Annotated in this window: 21 protein-coding genes and 1 pseudogene; 4 read left to right on the top strand and 18 right to left on the bottom strand. The window is 73.8% G+C overall.

Going from position 1 to position 23348, the window contains the following annotated elements; all coding sequences use genetic code 11:
• Positions 1-71: 71 nt before the first annotated feature.
• The 7 genes from AB0J36_RS25215 to AB0J36_RS25185 form a co-directional block, all read right to left on the bottom strand.
• Positions 72-1226: an FHA domain-containing protein gene (locus AB0J36_RS25215; protein WP_357125731.1), complete on the bottom strand. Its 1155-nt coding sequence runs from the start codon at positions 1224-1226 to the stop codon at positions 72-74.
• Positions 1223-1516, bottom strand: a complete 294-nt coding sequence (locus AB0J36_RS25210; protein ID WP_357399004.1) for a 4a-hydroxytetrahydrobiopterin dehydratase — start codon at positions 1514-1516, stop codon at positions 1223-1225. Before AB0J36_RS25210 ends, AB0J36_RS25215 begins: the two co-directional genes overlap by 4 nt.
• Before the next feature lie 69 nt (positions 1517-1585).
• Positions 1586-2638 carry an acyl-CoA desaturase gene (locus AB0J36_RS25205; protein WP_357175269.1) on the bottom strand — a complete coding sequence of 351 codons (1053 nt, stop codon included), beginning with the start codon at positions 2636-2638 and terminating at the stop codon, positions 1586-1588.
• A 134-nt stretch (positions 2639-2772) separates the two neighbouring features.
• Positions 2773-6204, bottom strand: a complete 3432-nt coding sequence (locus AB0J36_RS25200; protein WP_363661190.1) for a hypothetical protein — start codon at positions 6202-6204, stop codon at positions 2773-2775.
• A 48-nt stretch (positions 6205-6252) separates the two neighbouring features.
• The gene (gene cutA, locus AB0J36_RS25195) at positions 6253-6573 is read right to left on the bottom strand and encodes a divalent-cation tolerance protein CutA (protein ID WP_357125743.1); all 321 of its coding nucleotides are present in this window, start codon (positions 6571-6573) and stop codon (positions 6253-6255) included.
• Between the two features lie 9 nt (positions 6574-6582).
• Entirely contained in the window at positions 6583-7599 is a 1017-nt protein-coding gene (locus AB0J36_RS25190) for a 1-acyl-sn-glycerol-3-phosphate acyltransferase (protein WP_357125746.1), read from the bottom strand.
• Positions 7599-8432, bottom strand: coding sequence for a patatin-like phospholipase family protein (locus AB0J36_RS25185; protein ID WP_355052803.1), 834 nt, complete (start codon positions 8430-8432; stop codon positions 7599-7601). Before AB0J36_RS25185 ends, AB0J36_RS25190 begins: the two co-directional genes overlap by 1 nt.
• 164 nt (positions 8433-8596) lie before the next feature.
• Between AB0J36_RS25185 and AB0J36_RS25180 the strand changes: the two genes are divergently transcribed.
• Entirely contained in the window at positions 8597-10096 is a 1500-nt protein-coding gene (locus AB0J36_RS25180) for a protein kinase (protein WP_357175274.1), read from the top strand.
• 15 nt (positions 10097-10111) lie between these two features.
• On the opposite strand, the gene AB0J36_RS25175 is transcribed toward AB0J36_RS25180, so the two are convergent.
• From AB0J36_RS25175 to AB0J36_RS25135, 9 genes and pseudogenes are all read right to left on the bottom strand, one after another.
• Positions 10112-11167, bottom strand: coding sequence for a glycosyltransferase family 4 protein (locus AB0J36_RS25175; RefSeq protein ID WP_357126535.1), 1056 nt, complete (start codon positions 11165-11167; stop codon positions 10112-10114).
• A gap of 141 nt (positions 11168-11308) precedes the next feature.
• Positions 11309-11976 (bottom strand): annotated as a pseudogene (locus AB0J36_RS25170) (BON domain-containing protein).
• A gap of 170 nt (positions 11977-12146) precedes the next feature.
• A complete protein-coding gene (locus AB0J36_RS25165; RefSeq protein WP_357396526.1) occupies positions 12147-13850 on the bottom strand; it encodes a trypsin-like peptidase domain-containing protein in 1704 nt (567 codons plus the stop codon).
• Between the two features lie 62 nt (positions 13851-13912).
• Positions 13913-15469 (bottom strand): HAMP domain-containing sensor histidine kinase, encoded by a 1557-nt coding sequence (locus AB0J36_RS25160; protein WP_357125760.1) that lies wholly within the window; start codon positions 15467-15469, stop codon positions 13913-13915.
• Positions 15466-16167, bottom strand: a complete 702-nt coding sequence (locus AB0J36_RS25155; RefSeq protein ID WP_357125763.1) for a response regulator transcription factor — start codon at positions 16165-16167, stop codon at positions 15466-15468. Before AB0J36_RS25155 ends, AB0J36_RS25160 begins: the two co-directional genes overlap by 4 nt.
• 74 nt (positions 16168-16241) lie before the next feature.
• The gene (locus AB0J36_RS25150) at positions 16242-16853 is read right to left on the bottom strand and encodes a PadR family transcriptional regulator (protein WP_357125766.1); all 612 of its coding nucleotides are present in this window, start codon (positions 16851-16853) and stop codon (positions 16242-16244) included.
• Positions 16850-17674: a DUF4097 family beta strand repeat-containing protein gene (locus tag AB0J36_RS25145; RefSeq protein WP_357175283.1), complete on the bottom strand. Its 825-nt coding sequence runs from the start codon at positions 17672-17674 to the stop codon at positions 16850-16852. Before AB0J36_RS25145 ends, AB0J36_RS25150 begins: the two co-directional genes overlap by 4 nt.
• Positions 17675-17961: 287 nt before the next feature.
• Complete coding sequence (locus tag AB0J36_RS25140) at positions 17962-18894, bottom strand: lysophospholipid acyltransferase family protein (RefSeq protein WP_363661189.1); 933 nt, start codon at positions 18892-18894, stop codon at positions 17962-17964.
• Positions 18891-19667, bottom strand: coding sequence for a GNAT family N-acyltransferase (locus tag AB0J36_RS25135; RefSeq protein WP_357125775.1), 777 nt, complete (start codon positions 19665-19667; stop codon positions 18891-18893). The genes AB0J36_RS25140 and AB0J36_RS25135 overlap by 4 nt, the downstream gene beginning before the upstream one ends.
• 151 nt (positions 19668-19818) lie before the next feature.
• On the opposite strand from AB0J36_RS25135, the gene AB0J36_RS25130 reads away from it, so the two are divergent.
• The 3 genes from AB0J36_RS25130 (at position 19819) to AB0J36_RS25120 (ending at position 22346) form a co-directional block, all read left to right on the top strand.
• Complete coding sequence (locus AB0J36_RS25130) at positions 19819-20463, top strand: hypothetical protein (RefSeq protein ID WP_363661188.1); 645 nt, start codon at positions 19819-19821, stop codon at positions 20461-20463.
• Positions 20464-20592: 129 nt separating this feature from the next.
• On the top strand, positions 20593-21528 hold the full coding sequence (locus AB0J36_RS25125) for an ABC transporter ATP-binding protein (protein ID WP_357125781.1): 936 nt from the start codon (positions 20593-20595) through the stop codon (positions 21526-21528).
• Positions 21525-22346 (top strand): ABC transporter permease, encoded by an 822-nt coding sequence (locus AB0J36_RS25120; protein ID WP_357125785.1) that lies wholly within the window; start codon positions 21525-21527, stop codon positions 22344-22346. The genes AB0J36_RS25125 and AB0J36_RS25120 overlap by 4 nt, the downstream gene beginning before the upstream one ends.
• A gap of 103 nt (positions 22347-22449) precedes the next feature.
• On the opposite strand, the gene AB0J36_RS25115 is transcribed toward AB0J36_RS25120, so the two are convergent.
• Together AB0J36_RS25115 and AB0J36_RS25110 are read right to left on the bottom strand one after the other, a co-directional pair.
• Positions 22450-22857 (bottom strand): hypothetical protein, encoded by a 408-nt coding sequence (locus tag AB0J36_RS25115; protein ID WP_357396515.1) that lies wholly within the window; start codon positions 22855-22857, stop codon positions 22450-22452.
• Positions 22854-23195: a hypothetical protein gene (locus tag AB0J36_RS25110; protein WP_357396513.1), complete on the bottom strand. Its 342-nt coding sequence runs from the start codon at positions 23193-23195 to the stop codon at positions 22854-22856. The genes AB0J36_RS25115 and AB0J36_RS25110 overlap by 4 nt, the downstream gene beginning before the upstream one ends.
• Positions 23196-23348 lie beyond the last annotated feature (153 nt).

The following is a 23348-nucleotide window of genomic DNA, read 5'->3' as shown; positions in this document are numbered from 1 at the left end:
ACCCCGGGGGGGCGGACAACTCCTGCTCCGGCCGGGGAGCGGGCACCGGGATGCGGCGCCCGCCACTCGCGTCACGGACGGGGTAGGCGCATCGCCATGGTGGGAGCCTCGGCCATTACCGAGGTGGGGGTGAACGGGGCGCCGGTGGGCAACTCCTCGGCGCGGCCGATCTGCACGCCGGGGTACAGCTCGATCATGTCGTTCTCGCCGAGGACCCGGGACTGCTGCGGGGCCAGCGGAATCCGGTCCGACTCGGCCATCGAGCCGGCCGGTCGGATGCCCGAGCCGTTGGTGCTGATGTCGGTCACGATGACCTCGCCGACCCGCAGCTCGAAGTGGACGTGACCACGGCTGATCCACCGCCGGGCCTCGTCGTTGAGCCACTGCCCGAGCATGATCCCGCCCTCCTGCTCGGGTGCCCGGCCGGCCACCACCGGCTGCTCCTCACTGAGCACGAACCGCCGCCGGACCAGGCCGCCGACGCGCACCGCGAGCACCTCCGTACGCGGACGCGGGCCCACGTCACCGAGCCGCGCGCCGTGTCGGGGGCAGGTCGGTACGCCGTTGCGCAGCGAGGGCGGCGGCTGCGCGGCCGGACTACGGTCGGCGCCGCCGGCGAGGTCGGCGAACGCGCCACCCCCACCACCGCCGCCGAACAGCGCGCACCCCGACTCCGGGCACCGCCACTGGCGGGCCAGCAGCTTCGCACCGGTGGGCGAGCGCTTGCCAGCGACCGGGGCGTGCCCGCCGCCGACGTGCGCGATGAACACCGGACCACCCGCGCCCGGCACCGGGGCGACCACCCGACCGGGCTGCTCGACCAGCCACGGGAACCGCCCACGCAGCCCGTCGAAACGGACCCGGGTGAGCACCGGCACGCCCAGCAGGTCGGCCACCTCCAGCATCCGGTCACCGGGATTGTCGAGCACCTCGACCAGCCCGTCGTCCGCCCAGCGGCGGACCACCATCCGCTCGTTGGAGGTCAGGTCGGCGTCGGAGAGCAGCGCGCGATGCACCACCGCGTACACCTGGACGCTGTCCTCCTCCAACTCGCGGGAGAGCGCGTCGATGACCATGCCGAGGCGCAGCAGGCTCGCCGGCCGACCGCCGTCGATGTCCTGGTAGCGAATGATCTCGGCCAGGTCGAGCACCGCCCGGACCAGCGACGGGTCGGTGCAGACCCGCCCCTCGATGGCGTCCAGCACCTTGCTGATCTCAAATCTCATGCCGCGCTCCGGACGATGTCGTCAATCCGCCTGGCCAGCTCGATGTCCCGGTGGGTGACCCCGCCGGCCGAGTGCGTGACACAGCGGAAGGTCAGGGTCCGCCATCGGATGTCGATGTCGGGATGGTGGTCGATCTCCTCGGCCACCGCCGCCACCCGGTCCACCACCGCGATGGCGTCCGGGAAACTGCCGAGCTGGACGGTACGGCCGATACCGGTCGGGTCGCCCGACCAGTCGGACAACCCGCCCAGCTCTCTCCGCACCGCGTCCGCGGTGAGCAGGTCTGCCATGACCAGACCCTACCGGTGGCGCACCCGCCGCGTCCGACGCGCCACCGGTGGACGGCACAGCGGGACGCGTCAGCCGCGCAACGGCCGGCCCACCTCGTGCAGGTGAGCGAGCGCCTGCCGGTACGACTCGACCAGACCCGTTTCCGCGTACGAGATGCCCTGCTCGGCACAGTAGGCGCGCACGATCGGCTGCGCCCGGCGCAGGTTGGCCCGGGGCATGTTCGGGAACAGGTGATGCTCGATCTGGTAGTTGAGCCCGCCCAGCGCGGTGTCGACCAGCCGGCTGCCCCGCACGTTGCGCGAGGTCAGCACCTGCTTGCGGAGGAAGTCCAACTCGTCCTCGGCGGTCGGCATCGGCATGCCCTTGTGGTTCGGCGCGAACGCGCAGCCCATGTAGAGGCCCCACAGCGCCTGGTGCACGGCGGCGAAGAGCAGCGCCTTGCCCGGCGACATGACCGCCAGCAGCAGCGCCACGTAGCCGACGGTGTGTGCCACGAGCAGCGCCGCCTCGGCCGCGCGGTGCCGCATCGGGGTGGCGTACCGGCCGTCCGGCCCCCGGCCGACGATCGCCCGGATGCTCGCCGCGTGCAGGTTCAGACCCTCCAACAGCAGCATCGGAAAGAACAGGTACGCCTGCCGTCGCGCCAGCCACCGACCGAACCCTCGCGTACCCAGTGCCTGCTCGTACGTCCACACCAGGGCGCCCGCCCCGACGTCCGGGTCCTCGTCCTCGTGGTTCGGGTTGGCGTGGTGCCGGTTGTGCTTGTCGACCCACCAGCCGTAGCTGAGCCCGACCGCCGCGTTGCCGGCGACCAACCCGACCAGCTCGCTGGGAAGGCGACGACGGAACATCTGGCGGTGTCCCGCGTCGTGGCCCAGGAACGCGACCTGGGTGGTGGCGACCGCCAGCACGACGGCCAGCGCCACCTGCCACCAGGAGTCGCCGACGAGGACCACAGCGACCCAGCCGGCCACGAACGCGCCGAGGGTGAGCACGATCCGGGCGACGTACGAGGCGGGCCGCCGCTCCAGCAGACCGGCCTGACTGACCCGTCGGGACAACTGTGCGTAGTCACTACCCCGCCGTCGTGCGGGCCGTTCCGCCACCGCTCCGAGCGCCATCGCTGCTCCCCGCTTCATGTGGATCGGACCGGACGGTCCGGGCTCACCGTCAACCCTGCCCAAAAAAGTTGCGCTGAGTAACCCTGGGAACCCCCGTACGGGGGGTAGGGCGAGCCCTACCCCCCGACCTCGACTCAGCCCAGCCGGGCCACCACGGCGCGCAGTCGGGCCAGGTCACGCCGCCGCCGCTCGTAGCTCGCGGCCAACCCGATCAACGCCAACCCGCCGACGCCCAGGTAGATCCACCGGGGTAGCAGGTCCCAGCCACGGGCCAGCTCGTGCAGCGCCAGGGCCGCCAACACCACGCCCCCGACCAGCACCGGCGCCTGCCAGCGACGGCGGGCCCCGGCCAACACGATGCCCAGTGCCGCCGCTCCGAGCAGCAGCCGCCGCCACGGCTGCGGGTCCGGCCCGGCCAGCACCGACACCAGGCTCGGCACCAGCGCCGCGACCAGCCCCGGACCGAGCGCCGGCCAACTGGTCAGCCCCGGCCGGCTCCGCATCGCCAGCAGCCCCGCCCCGACGGCGAGCGCCGCCGCCGGCAGGGTGTACGCCTCCAGCACGGTCACCCCGCCCGCCGCCAGCAGCACCCACGCCCCGAGCAGCTCACTGCCGGCGGCGACGGCCGCGAACCGCCACCGTCGACCGGCCGGCTCGCCCTGCCGCAGCAGCCGCAGCGCCACGGCCACCCCCCACAGCACGCAGACGGTCGCGAGATGCCGGGCCGACTCGACGGCGAGCACCGCCGCCACCAGCGCCACCGCCTGCGCGGCGGCATCCAGCACCCGGCCGACGACCAGCCGCCGGCCGCTCGCGGCGGCAACGGCGAGGACCAGCACGGCCACCCCCAGCAGCGGGTACGCCGCCGCCCGCACCGGCAGCCCGCCGGCGAGCGTCGCCGACACCGCCAACGCGCACGCCGCCCCCACCGCCGCGACGCTGCCGGCGACGCGTACCCCGGCCAGCCGCGCCCCGACGCCGATGACCACGGCGGCCACGACGAGCGTGCCCTCGGCCACGAGCGTGCCGGACCGGGTGGCCAGGAACCCCGTCACTCCGGACACGGCCAGCACCGCCCCCGTCGGTGCGACGAGCGACGCGAGCGCCCACCGGGGCGTCAGCAGCGCGGCGAGCAGCAGCGCGGACACCCCGGCGAGCAGGGTGGCCGCCGGCAGCACCGGCCAGGGCGCGCCCACCGCGACGAGCAGCACCGGCAGCGCGGCACCGGCGAACGGCACGGCCGCCAGCACGGGTGGGCGTACCCGCCAACCGGCCAGCACCGCCGCCACCGCCAGCGTGCCGAGCGCCAGCCCCGCGGGGAGCAGCCCACGGTCGGCGACGACGGTCGGCGCGCCGGACCAGACCGGCCCGGGGATGCCGTACGGCGTGAACAGCGCCCCCCACACCGCCGGCAACGCGGCCAGCGCCGCGACCCCCGCCAGCACCGCACCCGCCGCCACCAGCACACCCGACGCGCCGACCATCGACGGCCCCCCGACCGCCGGCTGTTCCCCCGGCCCGGCCGGCTCGTCACCGGTCGCCGACAGGCCGCCCCAACGGGCGACGAGCACGACGCCGAGCGCCGCCAGCGCGGCGTACAACGTCACCGGCTCGTCCCCCGCCGCCAGCAGCGGCGCGACCCCGGCCGCCAGCGCGGCGACCACCGAGCCCGGCACCGCGTACCCGATGAGGTCGGTCCGGCGGCGACGCACCGCGAGCACCGCGACCAGCGAGAGCCCGGCGGCGGCCAGGGCCGCGCGGGCCTGCCACCACGGCGGCGAGCCGGCCGCGAACACCGCCGTCGCGGCGACGCCGGGCAGCGCGAGCTGCGCGACCAGCACACCCACACCCGCCACCCGGCGGTACGCCCCGACCCCCCGCCGCGACGCCACCGCCACCCCGAGCACCCCGGCGGTGCCCAACGCCACCGCCACGCCGACCGGATCGGCAAGCGCCACCAGCAGCGCGTGCCCGAGCAGGACCGCGCCGCCGGACGCCCAGCCGAGCAGAATCGCCGGTCGGGTCGCCGGACGGGCGAGCACGGCGAGCAGCAGCATGGACGCACCCACCAGGTCCACGGCCACCACCGTCGCCCACGACGCCGTCCAGCCGGCCGGAACGGCGAGCAGCACCGCCACCGCGCCGGCCGAGGCGAGCACCGCCCACAGGCGTCGAGGCAGCAGCGACACGGTCGCGGCCAGCGCCAGTGCCACGGCGGGCGCCAGCTGCCACCCCCAACTCAGGTCCGGCCCCCCACCGGCCCCGTGCCACGGTGGCAGCGACCGGGCGGCGGCGGCCACCGCCAACGCGCCGGTGATCAGCACCGTGATCTGCGCCGTGCCGGCGGCGACCAGCAGCGCGCCGGCACGCGGCCCGGCACGCCAACCGGTGGGCAGCAACCGCACCACCCCCGCCAGGACGAGCGCCACCGCCGACGCCGCGAGCAGCAGCAGCGACGGACGCAGCTCGCCCACCGGGCGCAGCAGCGCGGCGGCGAGCACCGGAACCAGCAGCCCCGCGGTCACCGCCCGCAGCGCCGCGCCGCCGACCAGCCACGCCGCGCCGACCCCCGTCACCGCGACCAGCAGCAACGGCGCCCCGGCCAGCAGCGGCGTACCGGCCGCCCGCCCCAGCAGCAACGGCACCAGCGCACCCGCGGCGGCGGCGACCAGCGCGCCGACGTGACCCACCCCGGCGAGCACCCGACCGGCGAGCCGGCCGCCCGCCACCCCGTCGCGCAGCGCGACCAGCACCCCCAGGTCGAGCAGGGCCACCCCGAGCAACACCAGCGCCCAGCCGTCCGCGCCGACCTCGGCCTCCACCGCGAGCAGCGGCAGCACCGGCTGGGCCGCCACCAGCGCGGTGAACCAGGGCCCGGCCAACCCGCTGAGCCGCCCGTACGCGACGGCGACCACCGCGCTGACCCCCCCGACCAGCGCGGCGTACCGGGTGCCCGGCCAAGCGGACACCCCGGCCAGGTCCACCGACCAGGCGGCGTACCCGTCGAGCAACACCAGCAGCAGGCCCACCGCGGCGAACGTCTCCGCCGTCCCCCGTAGACCCCGCCGGACCACCAGCAGCGGGACGGCCAGGACCAGGGCCGTGACCGCCGCCAGGATCAACGCCCGGCCACCGACCCCCACAGCCGCCCAGGCCACCGCCGTGAAGACCACCGCCGCCGTGCCGAGCAGCAGTCCACCCAGGACGAACAGCAGCCCCTGGACGGTCCGCGTCGAGGTCTCCGCCACACCGGGTGCCGGCGTACCCACCGCTGGCGTCGACGCGGCGAGCGGCGTCGCCGGCACGACCGGAGTCCCCGCCGCCCGCTGTGCCCGCACGACGGCAGCCAGCTCGGCACGCCGCCGCGAGGTCGCCGCCAGCAGGCCCGCCAACTCGGCGTACGTCCGGCGGGCCCGCTCAACCTCGGGTTCGAGCCGAGCCACCTCCCGGCCGAGTCGGACCACCTCGGCCGCCGTCGGGTCCGGTGGGCGGTGGCAACCGGCGCAACCGGCGCTCAGGTCGGCCGGGCCGCCGCAGGCGGGGCAGGGATAGCGGGTGTCGTCCACCCGGTCATCATCGACAAGCCGGTGGGGTACGGCCCAGAGTAGGCGTACCTAGGGGCGGGTGTGGTCGTGCACCCAGGCCGCGTAGGCGGGGTCCCCGCTCTCCACCCTGGACACGAGGATCTCCGGAACCTCGTACGGATGGCTGGCCCGGATCTGGTCCACCAGCGCGGCCAACCGGTCCGGCGCGGTCTTGAACAGCACGGACCACTCGGTGCTGGTCTCCACTCCGGAGCGCCACCAGTAGGTGCTGTCCACCTGACCGCCGACCTGGGCACAGGCGGCGAGCCGCCCGGCGACGGCCGCGGCCGCCAACACGTCCGCGACCGAACGCGCATCCACCACCGTCGTCACCACGCAGATCTGCTCCACGAGCGCACCCTACGCGGAGACCTCACGGTTGGCGGCGATCCACGTGTCGATCTGCGCCCACCAGTCGAAGAGCCAGTCGATGCGCTGCTGCCGCCCGGTCGGCACCTCCTCCGGCGGCACCGACCAGAACCGCATCACGATCCGCTTGTCCATGGGCAGTTCCCGCCACACGTCGCCGATGCTGACCAGCTGGTCCAGGCCGGTGTGGGCGACGAAGATGACCCCGGCGTCCGGTGCGGCGTCCAACGCGGCGAGCACCCCACCGGGCTGCGGGGCGAGCACGTGGCGCATGCGTTCGGCACGCCTCGCCATGCGTTCCATACCGAGCGAGCGGAGCCGGGCGATGGCGCGCAGTCGCCGCCTCGGGGTGAAGTTGCCGCCCTCGGGGAAGATCACGAAGGCGTCGTTGTCGTCCAGGCCGGTGGCCAGGTGCCCGACCTGGCGTACGGTCTCCTCGCCACGCTCCGCCGTGGGCGCGATGAACCGGTTGGGCAACCTGTTGAGCAGCACGTCGATCGCCGGGTCCCACTGGAGGCTGTCCTTGAGGACGATCCGCGGCTCCCGCTTGAACCAGTTGACCAGCCCGTGGATCAGGATGAACGAGTCGCCCGGCCCGGCGTGCCGGCACAGCACCAGCTCGGGCCGCCCGGGCAGGGCAGTGTCCGGGTCGGTGCCGACCACGTCGATGCTCAGCCGCAGCGACCAGCGGGCCTGCCAGAACAGCACCCGCAGGAACCAGCCGGCCAGCACGTAGTGCGCGCGCTGGAAGGCCGGCGACCGGCTGCGCCAACCGAAGCCCGAGGCGAGCCAGAGGACGAACAGGGCGAGCAGCGCGGCGGCGTCCCAGACCAGGTAGACACAGCCGATCCAGAGCAGTCGCAACGGACGCAGCCGGCCCGGGACCAGCGGTGAGGCAGCCGCGGCCAGCAGCGCCCAGACCGGCAGCGTGGTCACCACGACCACCGCGAGCAGCACCACGCCGGGAGCGATCAGCAGCCGCCGCAACCACCTGGGAGGAAGCGGCATCAGCGTTCCACGTGAGTGGCGAGGTAGCGGCGGGAAGCGGTGTACGCCCGGCTGATCCGGCGGCCCACCGCCGCCATGTCCCGGTACGCCCACGGCGTGTCGTCGCGCGGATTCAGCCCACCGGTCGGGAGGACGTGCACCTCCACCCCCTCGGGCAGCGCGGCCATCTCCCGGAAGAAACGGTGCCGGCGGGAGATCTCGAACGCCACCTGCGCGATCTCCCACGGCCGCCGGGGCGGCGTCAGCTCCCGTTCGATCCGGCCCACCTGAAGGACGAAGACCTGACTCGCGCCCGCGGCCACCGCCTCGCCGATCGGGATCGAGTTGACGATGCCGCCGTCGATGTAGTGCGCGCCGTCGATCTCCGTGGGCGGGAGCAGGCCCGGCACCGACGCCGACGCCAACACCGCCGGAACGACCGGGCCGCTGGTGAACCAGTGCTCGGCGGCCCGCTCGATGTGGGCGGCGCAGCAGCGGAACGGCACCCGCAGGTCGGCGAAGGTGGTGTCCACGCCCAGCTCGGATTCGAGCAGCCGGCGCAGCGGCCGGGGCGAGTGCAGATGGGTACGGGCGGCGAAGCGGCGCAGTTGTCGGGCGACCGAGTCGCCGTACACCTCGCTGGCCTCGGGTGACGCCCAGAGCCGGACCAGCCGGTCGGTCACCGCCTCGGACGGGTCGGCGGCGACCAGCGCGCCGTTGACCGCGCCGATCGACGTGCCGAGCACCATGTCGGGCTGGATGCCGGCGCGGAACAGCGCGCGCAGCATGCCCACCTCGACGGCGCCGAGCACCCCGCCGCCGCCGAGTACGAACGCCACCGGTCCCGGAGCCATGTCCTCATCCTGGCACGGGCCCGCCGCCCACCCACGGCCCGCCGCCAGCGGACGGTCGGCGCACCCCAGCCACCGTCCGCCGACGATCCGTACCGTCGGCGTTGACAGGGTGGACACATTCGCGCAACCTGATACCGCTCCCACCCCGAGGGCAGGTGCGATCCGTGAAGGCAGCATTGCATCCGGGCCGCTTGCTGGCCCGCAGGTACCGACTCATCGACCAGATCGGTGCCGGCGGCATGTCGGTCATCTGGCGCGCGCGGGACGAGGTGCTCGACCGCTTCGTGGCGCTCAAGGTGCTCGCCGCCTCGCTGGCCGCCGACGCGCGGTTCCGCGACATGGTGCGGGAGGAGGCGCGCGCCGCCGCCCAGTTGGTGCACCCGCACGTGACGTCGGTGCACGACTACGGCGAGACGGTCGACCCGGACGGCTCCATCACCTCGTTCGTCGTGATGGAGCTGCTCAGCGGCGAGGAGCTGGAGCTACGGCTCACCGAGGGGCCGCTGCCATGGCCCGAGGCCGTCGAGGTGGGGGCCCAGGTCGCGGATGCGCTGGCCGCCGCGCACCGGCTGGGCATCGTGCACCGGGACATCACCCCGGCCAACGTCATGATGACGGCGATGGGGGTGAAGGTCCTCGACTTCGGCATCGCCACCCGGATCGGCGCACCGGACGAGGACGAGGACGGCGGCACCTTCGGCACCCCGGCGTACGTCGCCCCGGAACGCCTCGACGGCGCGCCCGCCCAGCCGGCCACCGACGTCTACTCGCTCGGCGTCCTGCTGTACGAGGCGTTGACCGGGCGGGTGCCGTACCCGGCGGACACCTGGGAACAGCTCAGCGCCGCGCTCGCCGGCGGCCCCGCGCCGACGCTGGCCGGCGTGCCGGAGCTGCCCACCGAGGTCGCCCGGATCTGCCTGCGCAGCCTCGCCCGCGACCCGGCCGACCGGCCGACGGCCCGGCAGGTCGCCACCGTGCTGCGCGGGCACCTGCTGACGCCCGAACCGCCGACCGCCACGATCGCGGTGCCGGTTCCGACCCTGTCGGGTTCGTTGCCGCAGCCGGCCGTTGCTCCGGCCGCGCGGGCGGGCGTCGTGACGGTGGTACGCGCCGACGACGTGGCCCGGCCGCTGACCTCGCCCGGCGACGGTACCGGCCGGTCGTTCCGACGTCCGGCGCTGCTCCTGATCCCGGTGGTCCTGGCCGTCGCCGTGGCGCTGGCCGGGGTGGCCCTGCTCCCCGACGACCAGCCGCGTCGTCAGGTCCAGCCCACGGCCGGCCCGACGACGCCCGCGACCAGCGAGCCGCCGACCGATCCGCCCGCCACCCAACCGCTCCAACCGGCGCCGGCGAAATCGTCGGCGCCGCCCAGCGTCGCGTCCACCGCCGGGCCGGGCACCCTCGCCGAAGCTGGCCTCCGCGTCAACGGGCTTGTCGACGCCGGGGTGCGCGACGGGGAGATCCGTAGCGATGTCGGCCTCGACCTGCGCCAGTCGCTGGGCAACCTGCTCGTCGCCGTCAGCTCCGGCCGGGACGAGCTGGCACCATCGGTGGCGCGGCTGCGGGCGAAGGTCGCCGTCCGGCTCGGCGAGGGAGCGATCAGCCCGGCGTACGCGCAGCGGCTCGACGCCGCGATCGCCGAACTGGGCGCGGCACGTGTCTGATCCGGGGCGAGGCGGTCAGCGCACCGCGACGGTGGCGGTGCGCCGCACGTCGGGCCGGCCGAGGGCGAAGCGCTGGTAGACCTCCTCGTAGCCGTACGCCATCCGCTCGACCGAGAAGTTCTCGGCGACGTGCGCCACGCAGTCGCGCGGGTCCAACCCTCGCGCGGCCAGCAGCGCGGCGGGCAACTCCTCAGGCCCTCGGCAGATCAGCCCGGTTCGTCCCGGTCGCACCAGTTCCGGCACCGCGCCCCGATCCAGCGCGACCACCGGCGTACCGGTCGCCATCGCCTCCAGCATCACCATCCCGAACGGCTCGTCCCACTGGATCGGCATGATCAGACAGCGGGCGTCGACGAGCATCCGCAGGGTCTCGGCACGGTCGGCGTTCAGGACGACTGTCACGTCCTCGTCGAGAAGCGGCTCGACGACCTGCTCGTAGTAGCGCCGCTCGGCCGGCTCGTTGCACTTGCCGGCCAGCAGCAGCGGTAGGCCCGCCTCCCGGCAGGCGCGGATGGCGACGTCCGGACCCTTGTCCGGGCTGAACCGGGCCAGCCACAGCACCGGCCCCGGGCCCGGCTCGGTCTTGCGCGGAAAGCCCCGCAGGTCCAGCGCGTTGTGCACGGTGCCGGCCCAGGGCAGGCCCGTGTTGAGTCGACGCTGAGCGTGCGAGATGGCCACCAGGGCGACGTTCTCGTCGGCGTCGCCGAGCACGTCGCCGTACTCCCCCACCGGGTTGCCGTGCACGGTCGCCACCGTCGGCACCGACCGACGGCCGGCCACCAGCGGGCCGATCGTGCTGTGGTCGTGGATCACGTCGAAATCGGCCGGCGTGATCAGGCGGTTCACCCGGGCCAGGTGCGCCAGCTCCGGCAGGGACTCGCCGAGTCGTTCGTACTGCACCTCCGCCACGGTGGAGACGAAACCGCTGGCGGCGGTGCCATGGTGATCGCCGGCGCCGAACAGCGTCAGCGCGTGACCGTGCGCGGTCAACGCGTCCACCAGGCCGGCCACCACCTGTTCCAGGCCTCCGTAGCCGGGCGGCGGCACGGACAGCCAGGGCGGGACCACCATCGCGATGCGCAACGACCGCTCCGGCGGGCGGTCGGCGGGCGGGTGGTTCACGGCCACGAGTCCTCCCCGTTGGTCCCCCGGTCGGCATGGTTCGCGGCGGGTTCCCCCCGCGACCACCGATAAACCGGACACGACGGACGCTCACCCGCCGACCAGGAGTTGGTCGTGCACGACCCGCACACCCGGCGTGGACCACGCCACCCGCTCCACCTGGTCCCGTTCCCACCACGAGCGGACCACCCCGGCGAGGACCAGCGTGTCACCGTCCACCTCCACCGTCACTCGTTCGCCGCCGAGCGTCCGCGCCAGCGCGCGCTGGACGTCCTGCCGGGTCCGCTCGTCCGGCGGCGGCGTCGACGGTCGCACCTCGACGAGGTTCGTGACACCCCGTACGCGTCCAGGCGGCGCAGCTCCCCCTCGGCGGCGCGGCGCTGCCAGCCGAACTCGACCTCGCCGCGCAGCATCAGCCAGCCGTTGGCCACGCTGACGTCCAGCCGCTCGGCGGGTACGAAACTGTCCCATTCGAGGGCGCGGGACGCCGCGAGGGCGATGTCACCGTCGGTACGCCCCGGCGTCCCCGGTAGCCGTACCTCGATCTCGTCGGCCACCGCGCGTACGCCCCGGACCCGCTGGGCGCACCGGGTGGCCGCCCAGCCACGGGCAGCGCCGTCGACGTACCCGGTGAGGGTGACCACCCCCCGGTCGACGGTCACCCCGATCTCGTTCGGCAGCACCTGCGGATCCCAGGCCAGCTCGGCCAGGACGTCCCGCTGGATCCGCTGGTCGTCCTCGACATCCACCGTGCTCATCGGCCCACCCCCGTACGCTCGCCGGCTCGCCCGCCGAGCCTTCCGGGCACACGGGTGACGGCGGTTCACCCGAACCGGGTGAACCGCCGTGGAAAAAGCGGCGGGTGACGGAGCCAACCCCCTTGGCTCCGCCACCCGCCGCCGGAGGGAGGCAGGTTCTGTGGTGTCGGTCAGGACGTCTCGGTGAGCGTCACCGTCGCGGTCTTCTCGGCCCCGTTGCGCTTGAAGTGCAGCTCGACCCGGTCGCCGACCTTGCCGGCCTGCACCGCGCCGACCAGGTCGTCGGAGTCGTTGATCGGCTTGTCGCCGAAGCGGGTGACCACGTCGCCCTGCTGGAGGCCGGCCTTCTCGGCGGGGCTGCCCGGGGTAACCGAGGCGACCAGCGCGCCGCCGCCCTCGGCCTGGTTGACGCCGACCCCGAGCGACGGGTGGCTGACCTTCTCGCCGCGCTGGAGCTTGCCCGCGACGTCCTTGGCCTTGTTGCTCGGGATGGCGAAGCCGACGCCGATGTTGCCGGTGCTCTGCCCGGAGGTGGCGATGGCGGTGTTGACGCCGATGACCTCACCCCGGGTGTTGACCAGCGCGCCACCGGAGTTGCCGGGGTTGATCGGCGCGTCGGTCTGCAGCAGCCCGGAGATCGAGCTGACGGCCTGGCCCTGCTGCCTCGGGTCCTGCTGCTGGCCCTCGCCGGCCCGGATGGTGCGGTCCCGGGCGCTGAGGATGCCGGCGGTCACCGAGCCCTGGAGGCCGAGCGGGCTACCCAGGGCGAGGACCTGGTCGCCGACCTGCATGGCGTCGCTGTCGCCGAACTTTGCCGGTTTGAGGTCGCTCACCCCGTTGGCCTTGACCACGGCCAGGTCGGTCTTCGGGTCGGTGCCGACGATCTTCGCCTGGACGTTCCTGCCGTCGGCGAAGACGACCTGCACGGTGTCCCCGCTCGCGGAGGCGACCACGTGGTTGTTGGTGAGCACGTAGCCGTCGGCGGTGAGCACCACGCCGGAGCCCTCACCGCTGTCGGTGGCGATGGAGACGACGCTGTCCTGTACGGCGGCGGCGATCTTCGGCAGGTCCGCGCTGTTGAGCACCGGCGCTGCCGTGTAGGTGCGGGTGACGCCGCCACGGTCGCCGTCGAGGGCGAGCGCGAGCGCCCCACCGGCCACGCCGGAGCCGAGCATCAGGGCGAACACCGCGACGCCGGCGCCGGCGAACTTGGCGATCCGGCCCGGTCGGGGCCCGGAACCGGGCGGCGTGGCCTGCGGACCCCAGGGCGGCACGGGCTGTCCGGGGTGCTGCGCGTGCTGTCCCGGGTGCTGCGGGTGCTGTCCGGGGTGCTGCGGGTAGGTCCCGCCCGGCTGGCCCCCGCCGGCCCAGCCGGACTGCTGGCCCGCGTACCAGGGGGCACCCGGGTAGCGACCGTCGGACGGCTGCGGGTAGCCGTGCTGGCCGGGCGTCGGGTGGCCGGAGACCGGGTACGGCGGCGCGGACGCGCCGGCGGTCGGCGGCTCGTACCCGGTGGGCTGGCCGGCAGCCGGCTGGTACCCGGCGGTCGGCGGCTCGTACCCGGCGGGCTGCGCGGCGGTCGGTGGCTCGTACCCGGCGGGCTGCGTGCCGGTCGGTGGCTCGTACCCGGCGGGCTGCGTGCCGGTCGGTGGCTCGTACCCGGCGGGCTGGCCGACGGGCGCGACGGGCGCGGTCGGCGCGTCGTCGGCGGCCGGCATGGCGGCGGTCGGCGTCGCGTCCCCGTGGGTCGCAAGGGAGGTGGTCGGAGAGTCGGACTGCGCGCGCTCGTCGCGCGGCAGCTCGGCGGTGGGGTGCGACGGCTCGGCGTCGGTGGGGGCCGGCCGGCGCTGCGGGTCGGACTCGAACTCGGTCATGCCCCTACCTTCTCCCCCGGCACTGCGATCAAGCTGGAACCGTCCTGGAAGTTGGCTGAAAGTCACTCGCCGCTCTCCTCGGTCGACGGCAGCAGCGGCAGCCGGACCCGGAAGGTCGCGCCACCACCCGGCGTCTCCACCACCTCGACCGAACCGTGGTGGGCGGTCACCAGGGCCGCCACGATGGCCAGGCCGAGGCCCGTACCGGTGTTGCCGTCGGCGCGTCGGGTCCGCGCCGCGTCGGCGCGGTAGAACCGCTCGAACACCCGCTCCGCCTGCTCCCGGGAGAGCCCCGGGCCGGTGTCCGCCACCTCGATGACGGCGAGGTTGCCCGTCTCGGCGCGCAGTCGCAGGCGGATCTCGGCGTCCGGTGGGGTGTGGGTGAGGGCGTTGGTGACGAGGTTGCCGATGACCTGGCGCAGGCGCGCGTCGTCGGCGAAGACGACGAGCGGACCCGATCCGGGCTCGATGTCCAGGTCGATCCGCCGGTCCGGGGCCATCGCGCGGGCCGCCTGCACCGCGTCGGAGGCGAGCACCGGCAGCTCCACCGGGGCCAGCGAGAGCGGGCGTTCCCGGTCCAACCGGGCCAGCAGCAGCAGGTCCTCCACCAGCAGACCCATCCGGGCCGCCTCGTCCTCGATCCGGCGCAGCAGGCCGGCGGTCTGCTCCGGCGCGCGGGCCGCGCCCTGCCGGTACAGCTCGGCGAAGCCGCGGATGGTGGTCAGCGGGGTCCGCAGCTCATGCGAGGCGTCCGCCACGAACTGCCGCATCCGCTCCTCGGAGCGCCGGGCCCGCGCCTCGGACGTCTGGGCGGCGGCGGCGGCGTCCCGGGCACTGCTCTCCGCCGAACGGGCGGCCGTCTCGGACGCCGCGCGAGCGGTGAACGCCGCCTCGATCTGGGTGAGCATCGCGTTCAAAGCGCGGGACAACCGCCCCAGCTCGGAGGTGGGATGCTCCTGGCCCTGTTCGGGGTCGGGCACCCGGCGGCTGAGGTCGCCACCGGCGATGGCGGCGGCGGTCTGTTCGATCTCGACGAGAGGCTTGAGGCTGGTCCGGACGATCGCCGCGCCGACCGACGCCAGCATGATCAGCACCGCGCCACCGACCAGCAGGTCGATCCAGACGAGCTGCTTCACCGCCCGGTCCACGTCGGTCAGCGGCTGACCCACGGCCAGCACCGAGCCGTCCGGCTGGGGAGCGTAGTACACCCGCCAGCGGGTGTAGCCGTTGTGGGCCAGGACGGTCTGCGGCTCGCCCTCCGCCGCCTCGAAACCCGCGCGGCTGGTGGGGAACGCGGGCAGTTGGTCGGGGCCGTAGCTGAGACGGTCGTATTTGGGCTGGTACACCTGCTGCTCGTCGGCCACGATGACGACGTAGTCGCTGGGCAGCATCGCGCCGACCTCACCGCTGCGCAGCTTCGGGAGCAACTGGCCGAGGCCCTGGGCGGTCGACCTCACCTGCCCGTCGACCTGGCCCTGGAGGTAGTTGCGCAGGAAGTAGGCGGTCAGCGAGCTGATCACCAGCAGCGCGACGGCGACCAGCGTGAGCACCGAGGTGACCAGCTTGAGCCGCAGCGGCACGCCGCGGACCCGCACCTTCGCCTGGTGGACCGGGTTCACGCCGCCGGCTTGCGCAGCACGTACCCCACGCCGCGGAGGGTGTGGATCAGCCGGGGCTGCCCGGTGTCCACCTTGCGCCGCAGGTAGGAGATGTAGGACTCGACGATGTTGTCGTCGCCCCGGAAGTCGTAGTTCCAGACGTGGTCGAGGATCTGCGCCTTGGACAGCACCCGGTTGGCGTTGAGCATCAGGTAGCGCAGCAGCTTGAACTCGGTCGGCGAGAGCTGCACCCGCTGCCCGGCGCGGTGCACCTCGTGGGTCTCCTCGTCCAGCTCCAGATCGGCGAAGGTGAGCCGGGACGGGGTCTGCTCGCCGGTGGAGGTGCGACGCAGCACGGCGCGGATCCGGGCGGTCAACTCCTCCAGGCTGAACGGCTTGGTGACGTAGTCGTCGCCGCCCAGGGTGAGCCCGCGGATCTTGTCGTCGGTGGCGTCCCGCGCGGTCAGGAAGACCACCGGGGTACGCGTACCGCCCTCGCGCAGCATCCGGATGACCTCGAAGCCGTCGAGGTCGGGCAGCATCACGTCGAGCACGACGAGGTCGGGCCGGTGGTCCTTGGCGGCGTTGAGGGCCGCGCTGCCGCTGGTCGCGGTTGCCACGTCGAAGCCCGCGAAGCGCAGGCTCGCGGAGAGCAGTTCGAGGATGTTGGGGTCGTCCTCGACGACGAGAAGTCGCGCCTCGGTCTGGGTAGCGGCCATGGGCCCAATCATCGGTGAACTCACTGCGCCGGCGCTGGACGCTTGCTGGAAAAATCCTGTGAGTCGCCGAACGGTCAGCGCAGCAGCCGCCGCAGCCCGTCCAGGGCCCCGTCGAGCAGCCGGATCGCCGTGCGCAGTTGAGTGTCGCTGAACTGCCGCCCGCGCGCCAGGCGGCTCACCTCACCGGTGAACGAGGCCAGCCGCTCGTCGAACTCGTCGAGCAGGGCGGCGCGTGGCGCGTCGGACGGCGGCGGTCGGTGCGACGACGCGGAGGGTGCCCACCGCGCCCGCCGGGTCTGCCGGGTGGCCTCGCTCAGCTCCCGCTTGAGGTCACGCGTCGAGCCACGCACCTCGCTGCGGATCTCGCCGGCCAGGGTGGAGAGGTCCGCCACCGAGGCCGCGATGTCCGCCTCCAACGCGGCCAGCTCACCGGCACGTTGGCGCAGCTCGTCGAGGCCGGCGTCGGTGATGGCGTACGTCTTGCGCCCGCCGGCGGCGGTGTGGCTGACCAGCCCTTCGGCCTCCAACCGTTGCAGCCGGGGATAGATGGTGCCGGCGCTGGGCGCGTAGAGCCCGAGGAACCGGTCCTCCAGGAGGCGGATCAGCTCGTAGCCGTGCTTGGGACCGTCGTCCAGGAGCTTGAGCAGGTAGAGCCGGAGCCGTCCGTGGCTGAACACGGCGGTCACGGCAGCTCCTCGGAATCGTCGTCGACCGCTCGGGCGAGCAGGGCGATGCTGCCCGAGGTCGCGGAGGCCCAGAGCTTACCGTCACCGCTGCCGAGCACCCCCTCGCTGCTCGGCAGCGGATATGTCGAGCTGCGTACCTGCGGGAAACCGCTGGTGATCCGGCCGGCGGCGGTGTTCAGCCGGACGGAGAGGTCGCTGTCCTCGCGGACCCGGACGGTGATGCTGCCGGAGATCGTGGCGAGCCGGATGTCGCTGCGTCGGGGGTTGTCCAGGTCGCAGGTGATCGCGCCGGAGACGGTCTGCGCCCGCACCCGCTCGGCGGCGCTGTCGGCGAGGATCACCTCCCCGGAGACGGTCTCCAGGGTGAGATCACCGCGCACCCCGAGCGCCTCCACCGGCCCCGAGGTGAGCTTCGCGAAGGTGGTGCCGCGCAGCCCCATGAGAGTGATCTGGCCGGCGGCGAGGTCGACGGTGGTCTGCTTGCGCAGCCCGGAGACGACCACCGAGCCGGCGCCCAATCCCAGGTCGGCGAGGACGTCGGCCGGTACGGCAACCGAGACGTCCACCCGGGGGAAGCGGTGGATCGCCCGGAGGCCGCGCAGGAAGTTCGGCCAGCCCCAGTCGCGCTCCTGGCGGATGCTGAGGCGACCGTCGGAGTGGTCGATCAGGACGGGTCGACGGCCGACCTCGGTGATGTCGATCCGGGCCGGCCCGTCGGCGGCGACCACGTTGAGCCGTCCGCTGACGAGGCGGACGTCCAGCCGGGTGACCGGACCGTCCAGGGTGAGCCGCTGCGGCGTCTCGACCGTCCATCCGGCCATGGGTGTGCTCCTCTCGACGGCACGCCGTGGCGCGCCTCCCGAGAAGACAGTAACGCGATACATCGCGATACGACAAGACTGTCGCGAGACGTTGTCCGGCGGCGTCCGCCAAGACCCGCGCAGTTTCCCGGATGTTGCTGCCTCCGGCACACGGGAGGCAGCAACAACCCGGTTGTTGCGCGGATCTTGACCGGCGTTCCCCCGCGAGGGCACGCGGCGCGCGGGGGCCGGCCGGGACAGCGGGCGGGGGCGGGGTCGGGGGGTCGGGACAGCGGGCGGGGGCCGGTTCAGGCGGCCAGGTCCAGCTCCCGACCGGGGTTGGGCGTTGGCGCCGGGACCGCCGGGGTCGCCGTGGGCACCGGCCGCAGCCGGGTCCGCGCCGGGGCGGCCGCCACCAGGTGTACGGCCGACTCGGCGGCCCGGGCCAGCAACCGCCGGTCGGTGTCCTGCCCCGGATGCAGCGCGGCGGCGATCGTCACCGACACCACCAGGTGCCGGGCCGCGACCACCCGGGCCACCGAGCGCAGCAGGGTGTCCGCGCCGAGGAACGCGGCGACCGTGGTGCACGCCCCGGTGTCCGCGATCCGGTACCCGAGCCGCAGCGGCACCACCGGAGCGCCCGCGTCGATCGCCGCCTGGAACATGGCCGGACGGAAGCCGCCCCCGGGGCGACACTCGGCCGCGCCGTTCCCGGCACACCAGGTCGTACCCTCGGGAAAGACCGCGACCGACCGACCGGCGCGCAGCGTGTCGGCGAGCCGGCGCACGGTGGCCGGCAGCGCGCGCGGGCGCGACCGGTCCACGAAGACGGTGCCCGCGGCGGCGGCCAGCAGCCCGACCACCGGCCATGACCGGATCTCCCGCTTCGCCACCATCCGGGTGGGCGCGACCGCCAGCACGGCGAGGATGTCCAGCCAGGACACGTGGTTGGCGACCAGCAGCGCGCGCCGCCGGGGCAGCCGCCCCTTGATCACCAGCCGGACGCCGAAGGCGCGCACCGTGCCACGGGCCCAGCCACGCAGCAGGGCCTGCCGCTCCGGCGCTGGCAGCACGGGCAGCAGCACCACCACGCCCACCCCGGCCAACAGCATGACTCCCGCCCCGACCAGCCGGAGCACCCGGCGGGCCACCGACACCGTGGGCACCTCGCCGGTCGCCGGTAGGCACTCGTCGTCGCAGCCCGACGAGGGCCGCCACAGGTCCTGCGCCGCGACGCTCACCGCTCGTCTCCGCCGAGGAAGTGCCGCAGGTAGCGCGGGTTCATCCGGTCGAGGGAGAAGAGCACGTAGAAGTCGGCGCACCCGAAGTCGGGGTCGTACGACGGCTCACCGCAGATCCACGCGCCGAGTCGCAGGTAACCGCGCAGCAGCGGCGGGACCGCCACCCGAGCGCCCGGATCGGGGGCCGGGGCGGCCAGGGCGGCGGCCGGCTCGGCGAACCACGGACGCAGCGGCCGGACCCGCAGCGGCGGCGGCGACAGGTGCCGGGCCTGGGCCTGGGCCCACACCCCGGCGACGGTACGACCGCCGTCGTCGACCGGCACCGAGGCGCAGCCGCCGAGCCAGCGCGAGCCGCGCAGGTGCAGGTAGCGGGTGAGCCCCGCCCACATCAGGTTGATCACCGCGCCGGAGCGGTGGTCCGGGTGCACGCAGGACCGGCCCGTCTCGACGAGGTCGTCGCGCAGTGGGTCCAGCGCGGCGAGGTCGAACTCGCTCTCGGCGTACCGCCGGTCGGTACGCCCCGGCGGCAGCAGCCGGTACGTGCCGACCACCTGCCCGGTGCTGTCCTCCCGGACGATGAGGTGGTCGCAGTGGGCGTCGAAGGGGTCCACGTCCAACCCGGCCCGACCGGGTGCGAGGGTGGCGCCCAACTCGGTGGCGAACACCTCGTGGCGCAGGCGTTGCGCGGCCGCGACCTGGGTGGGGTCGTCGGCGATCAGCAGGGTGTATCCGCTGGTCGTCAGTGGCGTGCCAGCGACATGCAGAACGGCCATGGGATCTGTGTAAGGGCCCCGGGTGCCATCGGCGGGCACCGCTGGTGTCGGACGGGTGAACGCCGGCCGGCGGATGCCTGCGGGGTGCCTTCGTGCAAGGCTGCGGGACGGATCGGCGACGATGCCGGTCCACGCTTCACGGAGGTCACCCATGCGCGTCGAGTCCCGCTACAACGGGCCCACCGGCTCCGGCAACGGCGGGTGGAGCGCCGGCCTCTTCGCCACCGCGGCGGGGCCCGGACCGGTCGAGGTGACGCTGCGTCGCCCACCGCCGCTGGAGACGGAGCTGACCCTCGTCGACGGCGAGGTCCGGGACCCGGCCGGCGACCTGGTGGCCGAGGTCCGCCCGGCCGGTGTCGTGGACGCCGTCGTACCACCTGTCGACGCCGGGACGGCGGCGGAGGCGGCGACCCGCTACCCCGGGTTCGTCGCGCACCCGTACCCCCGGTGTTTCGTCTGTGGTCCGGGCCGGACCGACGGCTTGCGGATCTTCCCCGGACGACTGCCGGACGGCCGGACCGCCGCGCCGTTCCGCGCGCCCGAGCAGGTCGACGACGCCACCGTCTGGGCCGCGCTGGACTGCCCCGGCGGCTGGACGGTGCTCACGCCGGACCGCCCGTACCTGCTCGGCCGGATCGCCGCCGTGGTCGCGGCCCGGCCGGCGCCCGGCGACGAGTGCGTGGTGACCGGCGCGCTGATCGGTGTCGACGGCCGCAAGGCGCTGGTGCACACCAGCCTGTACGGCCCGGACGGCACGCTGCTCGGCGCTGCCCGCGCCACCTGGATCGCCCGCTGAGGCCCGTCGCCGTTCCGGGCGTCCTTCCCAAGGAGGACCACGCCGTAGGTACTCGGGCTGATTGACCTTGTTGCTCGGTACCGTCACGCTGTGCCACGGCGTACCTCGACGCCACACGGGAGGAGAACGATGACTGACGGGCAGCGAAGCCCCACCAGCGACGGTCAGATCGTGGTGTCCGGTCTGACAAAGCAGTACAAGAACGTGCGGGCGGTGAACAACCTGTCCTTCACCGTGGCACCGGGGCGGGTGACCGGCTTCCTCGGCCCGAACGGCGCCGGCAAGACCACCACGCTGCGCATGCTGCTGAACCTGGTCACGCCCACGGGCGGCACGGCCACCATCAGCGGCCACCGCTACGCCGACCTGACCGACCCGCTGCGGCACGTCGGCGCGATCCTGGAGGCGTCCAGCGCGCACAAGGGCCGCACCGGCATCAACCACCTGCGGGTGATCTGCGCGGCGGCCGGTCTGCCCCGCAGTCGGGCCGACGAGGTGCTGGAACTGGTCGGGCTGACCCCGGCCGCCAAGCGCAAGTTCAAGGGCTACTCGCTGGGCATGAAGCAGCGGCTCGGTATCGCCGCCGCGATGCTCGGCAACCCACGGGTGCTGATCCTCGACGAGCCGGCCAACGGCCTCGACCCGGAGGGCATCCGGTGGATGCGCGGGTTCCTCAAGAACCTCGCCCACGAGGGCCGTACGGTGCTGGTCTCCAGTCACCTGCTGTCCGAGATGCAGCTCCTCGCCGACGACGTGGTGATCATCGCGGCCGGGCAGCTCGTCCGGCAGGGGCCGGTCGAGCAGGTGCTCGGGTCGATGGCGCAGGGCGCCCAGGTCCGGGTCCGCACCCCGCAGGCCGAGGCGCTGACCACCGCGCTGAAGGCGCAGTCGGCCACCGTCACCACCGACGAGCACGGCGTGCTGCTGGTCTCCGGGGTGGACGCCCCGACGATCGGCCGGGCCGCCCTGGCCGCCGGCGTGGAACTGCACGAACTGTCCACCGAACGACCCGACCTGGAACGGGTCTTCCTGGAGCTGACGGCCGGAAAGGCGGGCATCCGATGAACCTGGTCCGATCCGAGCTGCTCAAGATCCGTACCACCAACACCTGGTGGATCTTCGCGCTGATCAGCCTGCCGCTGTGGGCGCTCACGCTGCTCATCAACTGGTTGCAGGCCGACGCCCTCACCAGCACCGACCCCGCCCAGGTGGGCGATCAGGCGGACCAGTTCGCCGCGGCGGCCACCCCGGACGCGCTCTCGTCGAACCTGTTCACCACCGGGCAGTTCTTCGGCCTGCTCATCGTCATGCTGCTCGGCATCATCGTGGTGACCAGCGAGTTCTTCCACCAGACGGTCACCACCACGTTCCTCACGAGCCCGCACCGCACCGCGGTGATGCTCGCCAAGTTGGTCGCGGCGGGGGTGCTGGCTCTGCTGTTCTGGCTGGTCACCACCGTGTTCAACCTGATCGCCGGGTCGGCCGTGCTGAGCGCGGTCGGGGTGGACGGGCAACTGGGTAACGACGCGGCCTGGCGGGCCATCGGGTTGAACCTGCTCGCGTACCTGCTCTGGGCGGTGTTCGGCGTCGGCATCGGCGTGCTGATCCGCAGCCAGATCGGCGCCACCGTGACCGGCATCCTGCTCTACCTGGGCGGCTCGATCGGCGCCATCTTCGTCATCGCCATCCTGGCGGATCGTTGGGGCGACTGGATCAACAACCTGCAACTGCTGGTGCCGTCGCTGGCGTCGTCGCTGATGGTCACCGGGGCGGACATCCCTGGCAACCCGCCGCGCTGGGCCGGCGCGGCCGTGCTGATCGGATACGCGGTGGTGACCGGTGTGGCCGGCTCCCTGCTGATCCGCCGGCGCGACATCTCCTAACCAAGGGTTCTCCCGAAGGAAGGGCCCCTTACTAACGCCTGGTGTCTAGTAAGGGGCCCTTCCTTTCACAATCGGGGGTGGTGGCGGCACGGCCGCACGGGCGTCAGCCGCCGGGGCAGCCCCGGCCACCGCTGATGGGTATGCACTGGGTGATCTGCGGGGCCGGCTCCTGGTCGTCGGGGACGTGCCCGATCAGGGCGCTGGTCGCCATGCCGCCCACCAGCGCGACCGCCACGTAGATCAGCGCCATCCCGCCGAACGCCCCGGCGAAGTGGCGACGCCACCGTTCGTCCCCGGCCAGCCCGGCCAGGAGCAGACCGATCACCGGAAGCACCGCGTTGAGCAGGAGCCCGGTCGTCAACAGGGCGTCGGTGGTGGCGCCGAAGGCCTTGGCTTCGGCGTACGTCGGCGTGTAGGGCGCAGAGACGCGGCGGATGAGCCCCACCATCAGCAGGAACGGCACCCCGTAGAGCCAGGCGAAGAAGAGCCCTCCGAGGCCGAGGCGCTTCATACCAGCCCCGCGAGGACGGCGCCGCAGAGCGTGAGGCTGACCACCGCGGCCAGGGTCCCGGCGATCACGGCCGACGGAACGAGCCGGGCGGCCAGCGCGGCCACCAGCGCCGTCACGAACATCACCCCGACGAATATCGGTGCTCCCCACACCAACGCGACGAACGCCAGCGACTCCCCCGGCGACAGACAACTGAACCAGGCCGCGCAGTCGCCGTCCGACGGCGTGCTCGGCACGCTCGTGGTGCCCACCGCCACAGCCGCGACGGTGGTGACGTACCAACCGGCCGCCACCCCCATGCTCCTGCCGTAGCGCCCCCGTACCCCGTGTCCATCCATGCGCCCGATCGTGGCGGAGGAGGGCCGGCTGAGACATCCGTCGGGATACTCAATCTCGCCGTACCAGCCGGCGACGATCGCCGCAGGGGTTGCCGAACTTCTGGCATGTTCTGTGAATCGGGCCACCCGACCGAGGCGGAAATGCCGGGGCGA

Source organism: Micromonospora sp. NPDC049662 (assembly GCF_040675055.1).
GTDB lineage: Bacteria > Actinomycetota > Actinomycetes > Mycobacteriales > Micromonosporaceae > Micromonospora.
The sequence above is the reverse complement of the archived record's forward strand: the minus strand, read 5'-3'. Positions and strand labels throughout refer to the sequence as shown.

What these genes read in the sequence shown, in the direction of transcription:
- AB0J36_RS25215 (WP_357125731.1), bottom strand. Translation starts at nt 1,226, where the DNA reads ATGAGATTTGAGATCAGCAAGGTGCTGGACGCCATCGAGGGGCGGGTC.
- AB0J36_RS25210 (WP_357399004.1), bottom strand. Translation starts at nt 1,516, where the DNA reads ATGGCAGACCTGCTCACCGCGGACGCGGTGCGGAGAGAGCTGGGCGGG.
- AB0J36_RS25205 (WP_357175269.1), bottom strand. Translation starts at nt 2,638, where the DNA reads ATGGCGCTCGGAGCGGTGGCGGAACGGCCCGCACGACGGCGGGGTAGT.
- AB0J36_RS25190 (WP_357125746.1), bottom strand. Translation starts at nt 7,599, where the DNA reads ATGCCGCTTCCTCCCAGGTGGTTGCGGCGGCTGCTGATCGCTCCCGGC.
- AB0J36_RS25185 (WP_355052803.1), bottom strand. Translation starts at nt 8,432, where the DNA reads ATGGCTCCGGGACCGGTGGCGTTCGTACTCGGCGGCGGCGGGGTGCTC.
- AB0J36_RS25175 (WP_357126535.1), bottom strand. Translation starts at nt 11,167, where the DNA reads ATGGTGGTCCCGCCCTGGCTGTCCGTGCCGCCGCCCGGCTACGGAGGC.
- AB0J36_RS25165 (WP_357396526.1), bottom strand. Translation starts at nt 13,850, where the DNA reads ATGACCGAGTTCGAGTCCGACCCGCAGCGCCGGCCGGCCCCCACCGAC.
- AB0J36_RS25155 (WP_357125763.1), bottom strand. Translation starts at nt 16,167, where the DNA reads ATGGCCGCTACCCAGACCGAGGCGCGACTTCTCGTCGTCGAGGACGAC.
- AB0J36_RS25145 (WP_357175283.1), bottom strand. Translation starts at nt 17,674, where the DNA reads ATGGCCGGATGGACGGTCGAGACGCCGCAGCGGCTCACCCTGGACGGT.
- AB0J36_RS25135 (WP_357125775.1), bottom strand. Translation starts at nt 19,667, where the DNA reads ATGGCCGTTCTGCATGTCGCTGGCACGCCACTGACGACCAGCGGATAC.
- AB0J36_RS25130 (WP_363661188.1), top strand. Translation starts at nt 19,819, where the DNA reads ATGCGCGTCGAGTCCCGCTACAACGGGCCCACCGGCTCCGGCAACGGC.
- AB0J36_RS25125 (WP_357125781.1), top strand. Translation starts at nt 20,593, where the DNA reads ATGACTGACGGGCAGCGAAGCCCCACCAGCGACGGTCAGATCGTGGTG.
- AB0J36_RS25120 (WP_357125785.1), top strand. Translation starts at nt 21,525, where the DNA reads ATGAACCTGGTCCGATCCGAGCTGCTCAAGATCCGTACCACCAACACC.
- AB0J36_RS25115 (WP_357396515.1), bottom strand. Translation starts at nt 22,857, where the DNA reads ATGAAGCGCCTCGGCCTCGGAGGGCTCTTCTTCGCCTGGCTCTACGGG.
- AB0J36_RS25110 (WP_357396513.1), bottom strand. Translation starts at nt 23,195, where the DNA reads ATGGATGGACACGGGGTACGGGGGCGCTACGGCAGGAGCATGGGGGTG.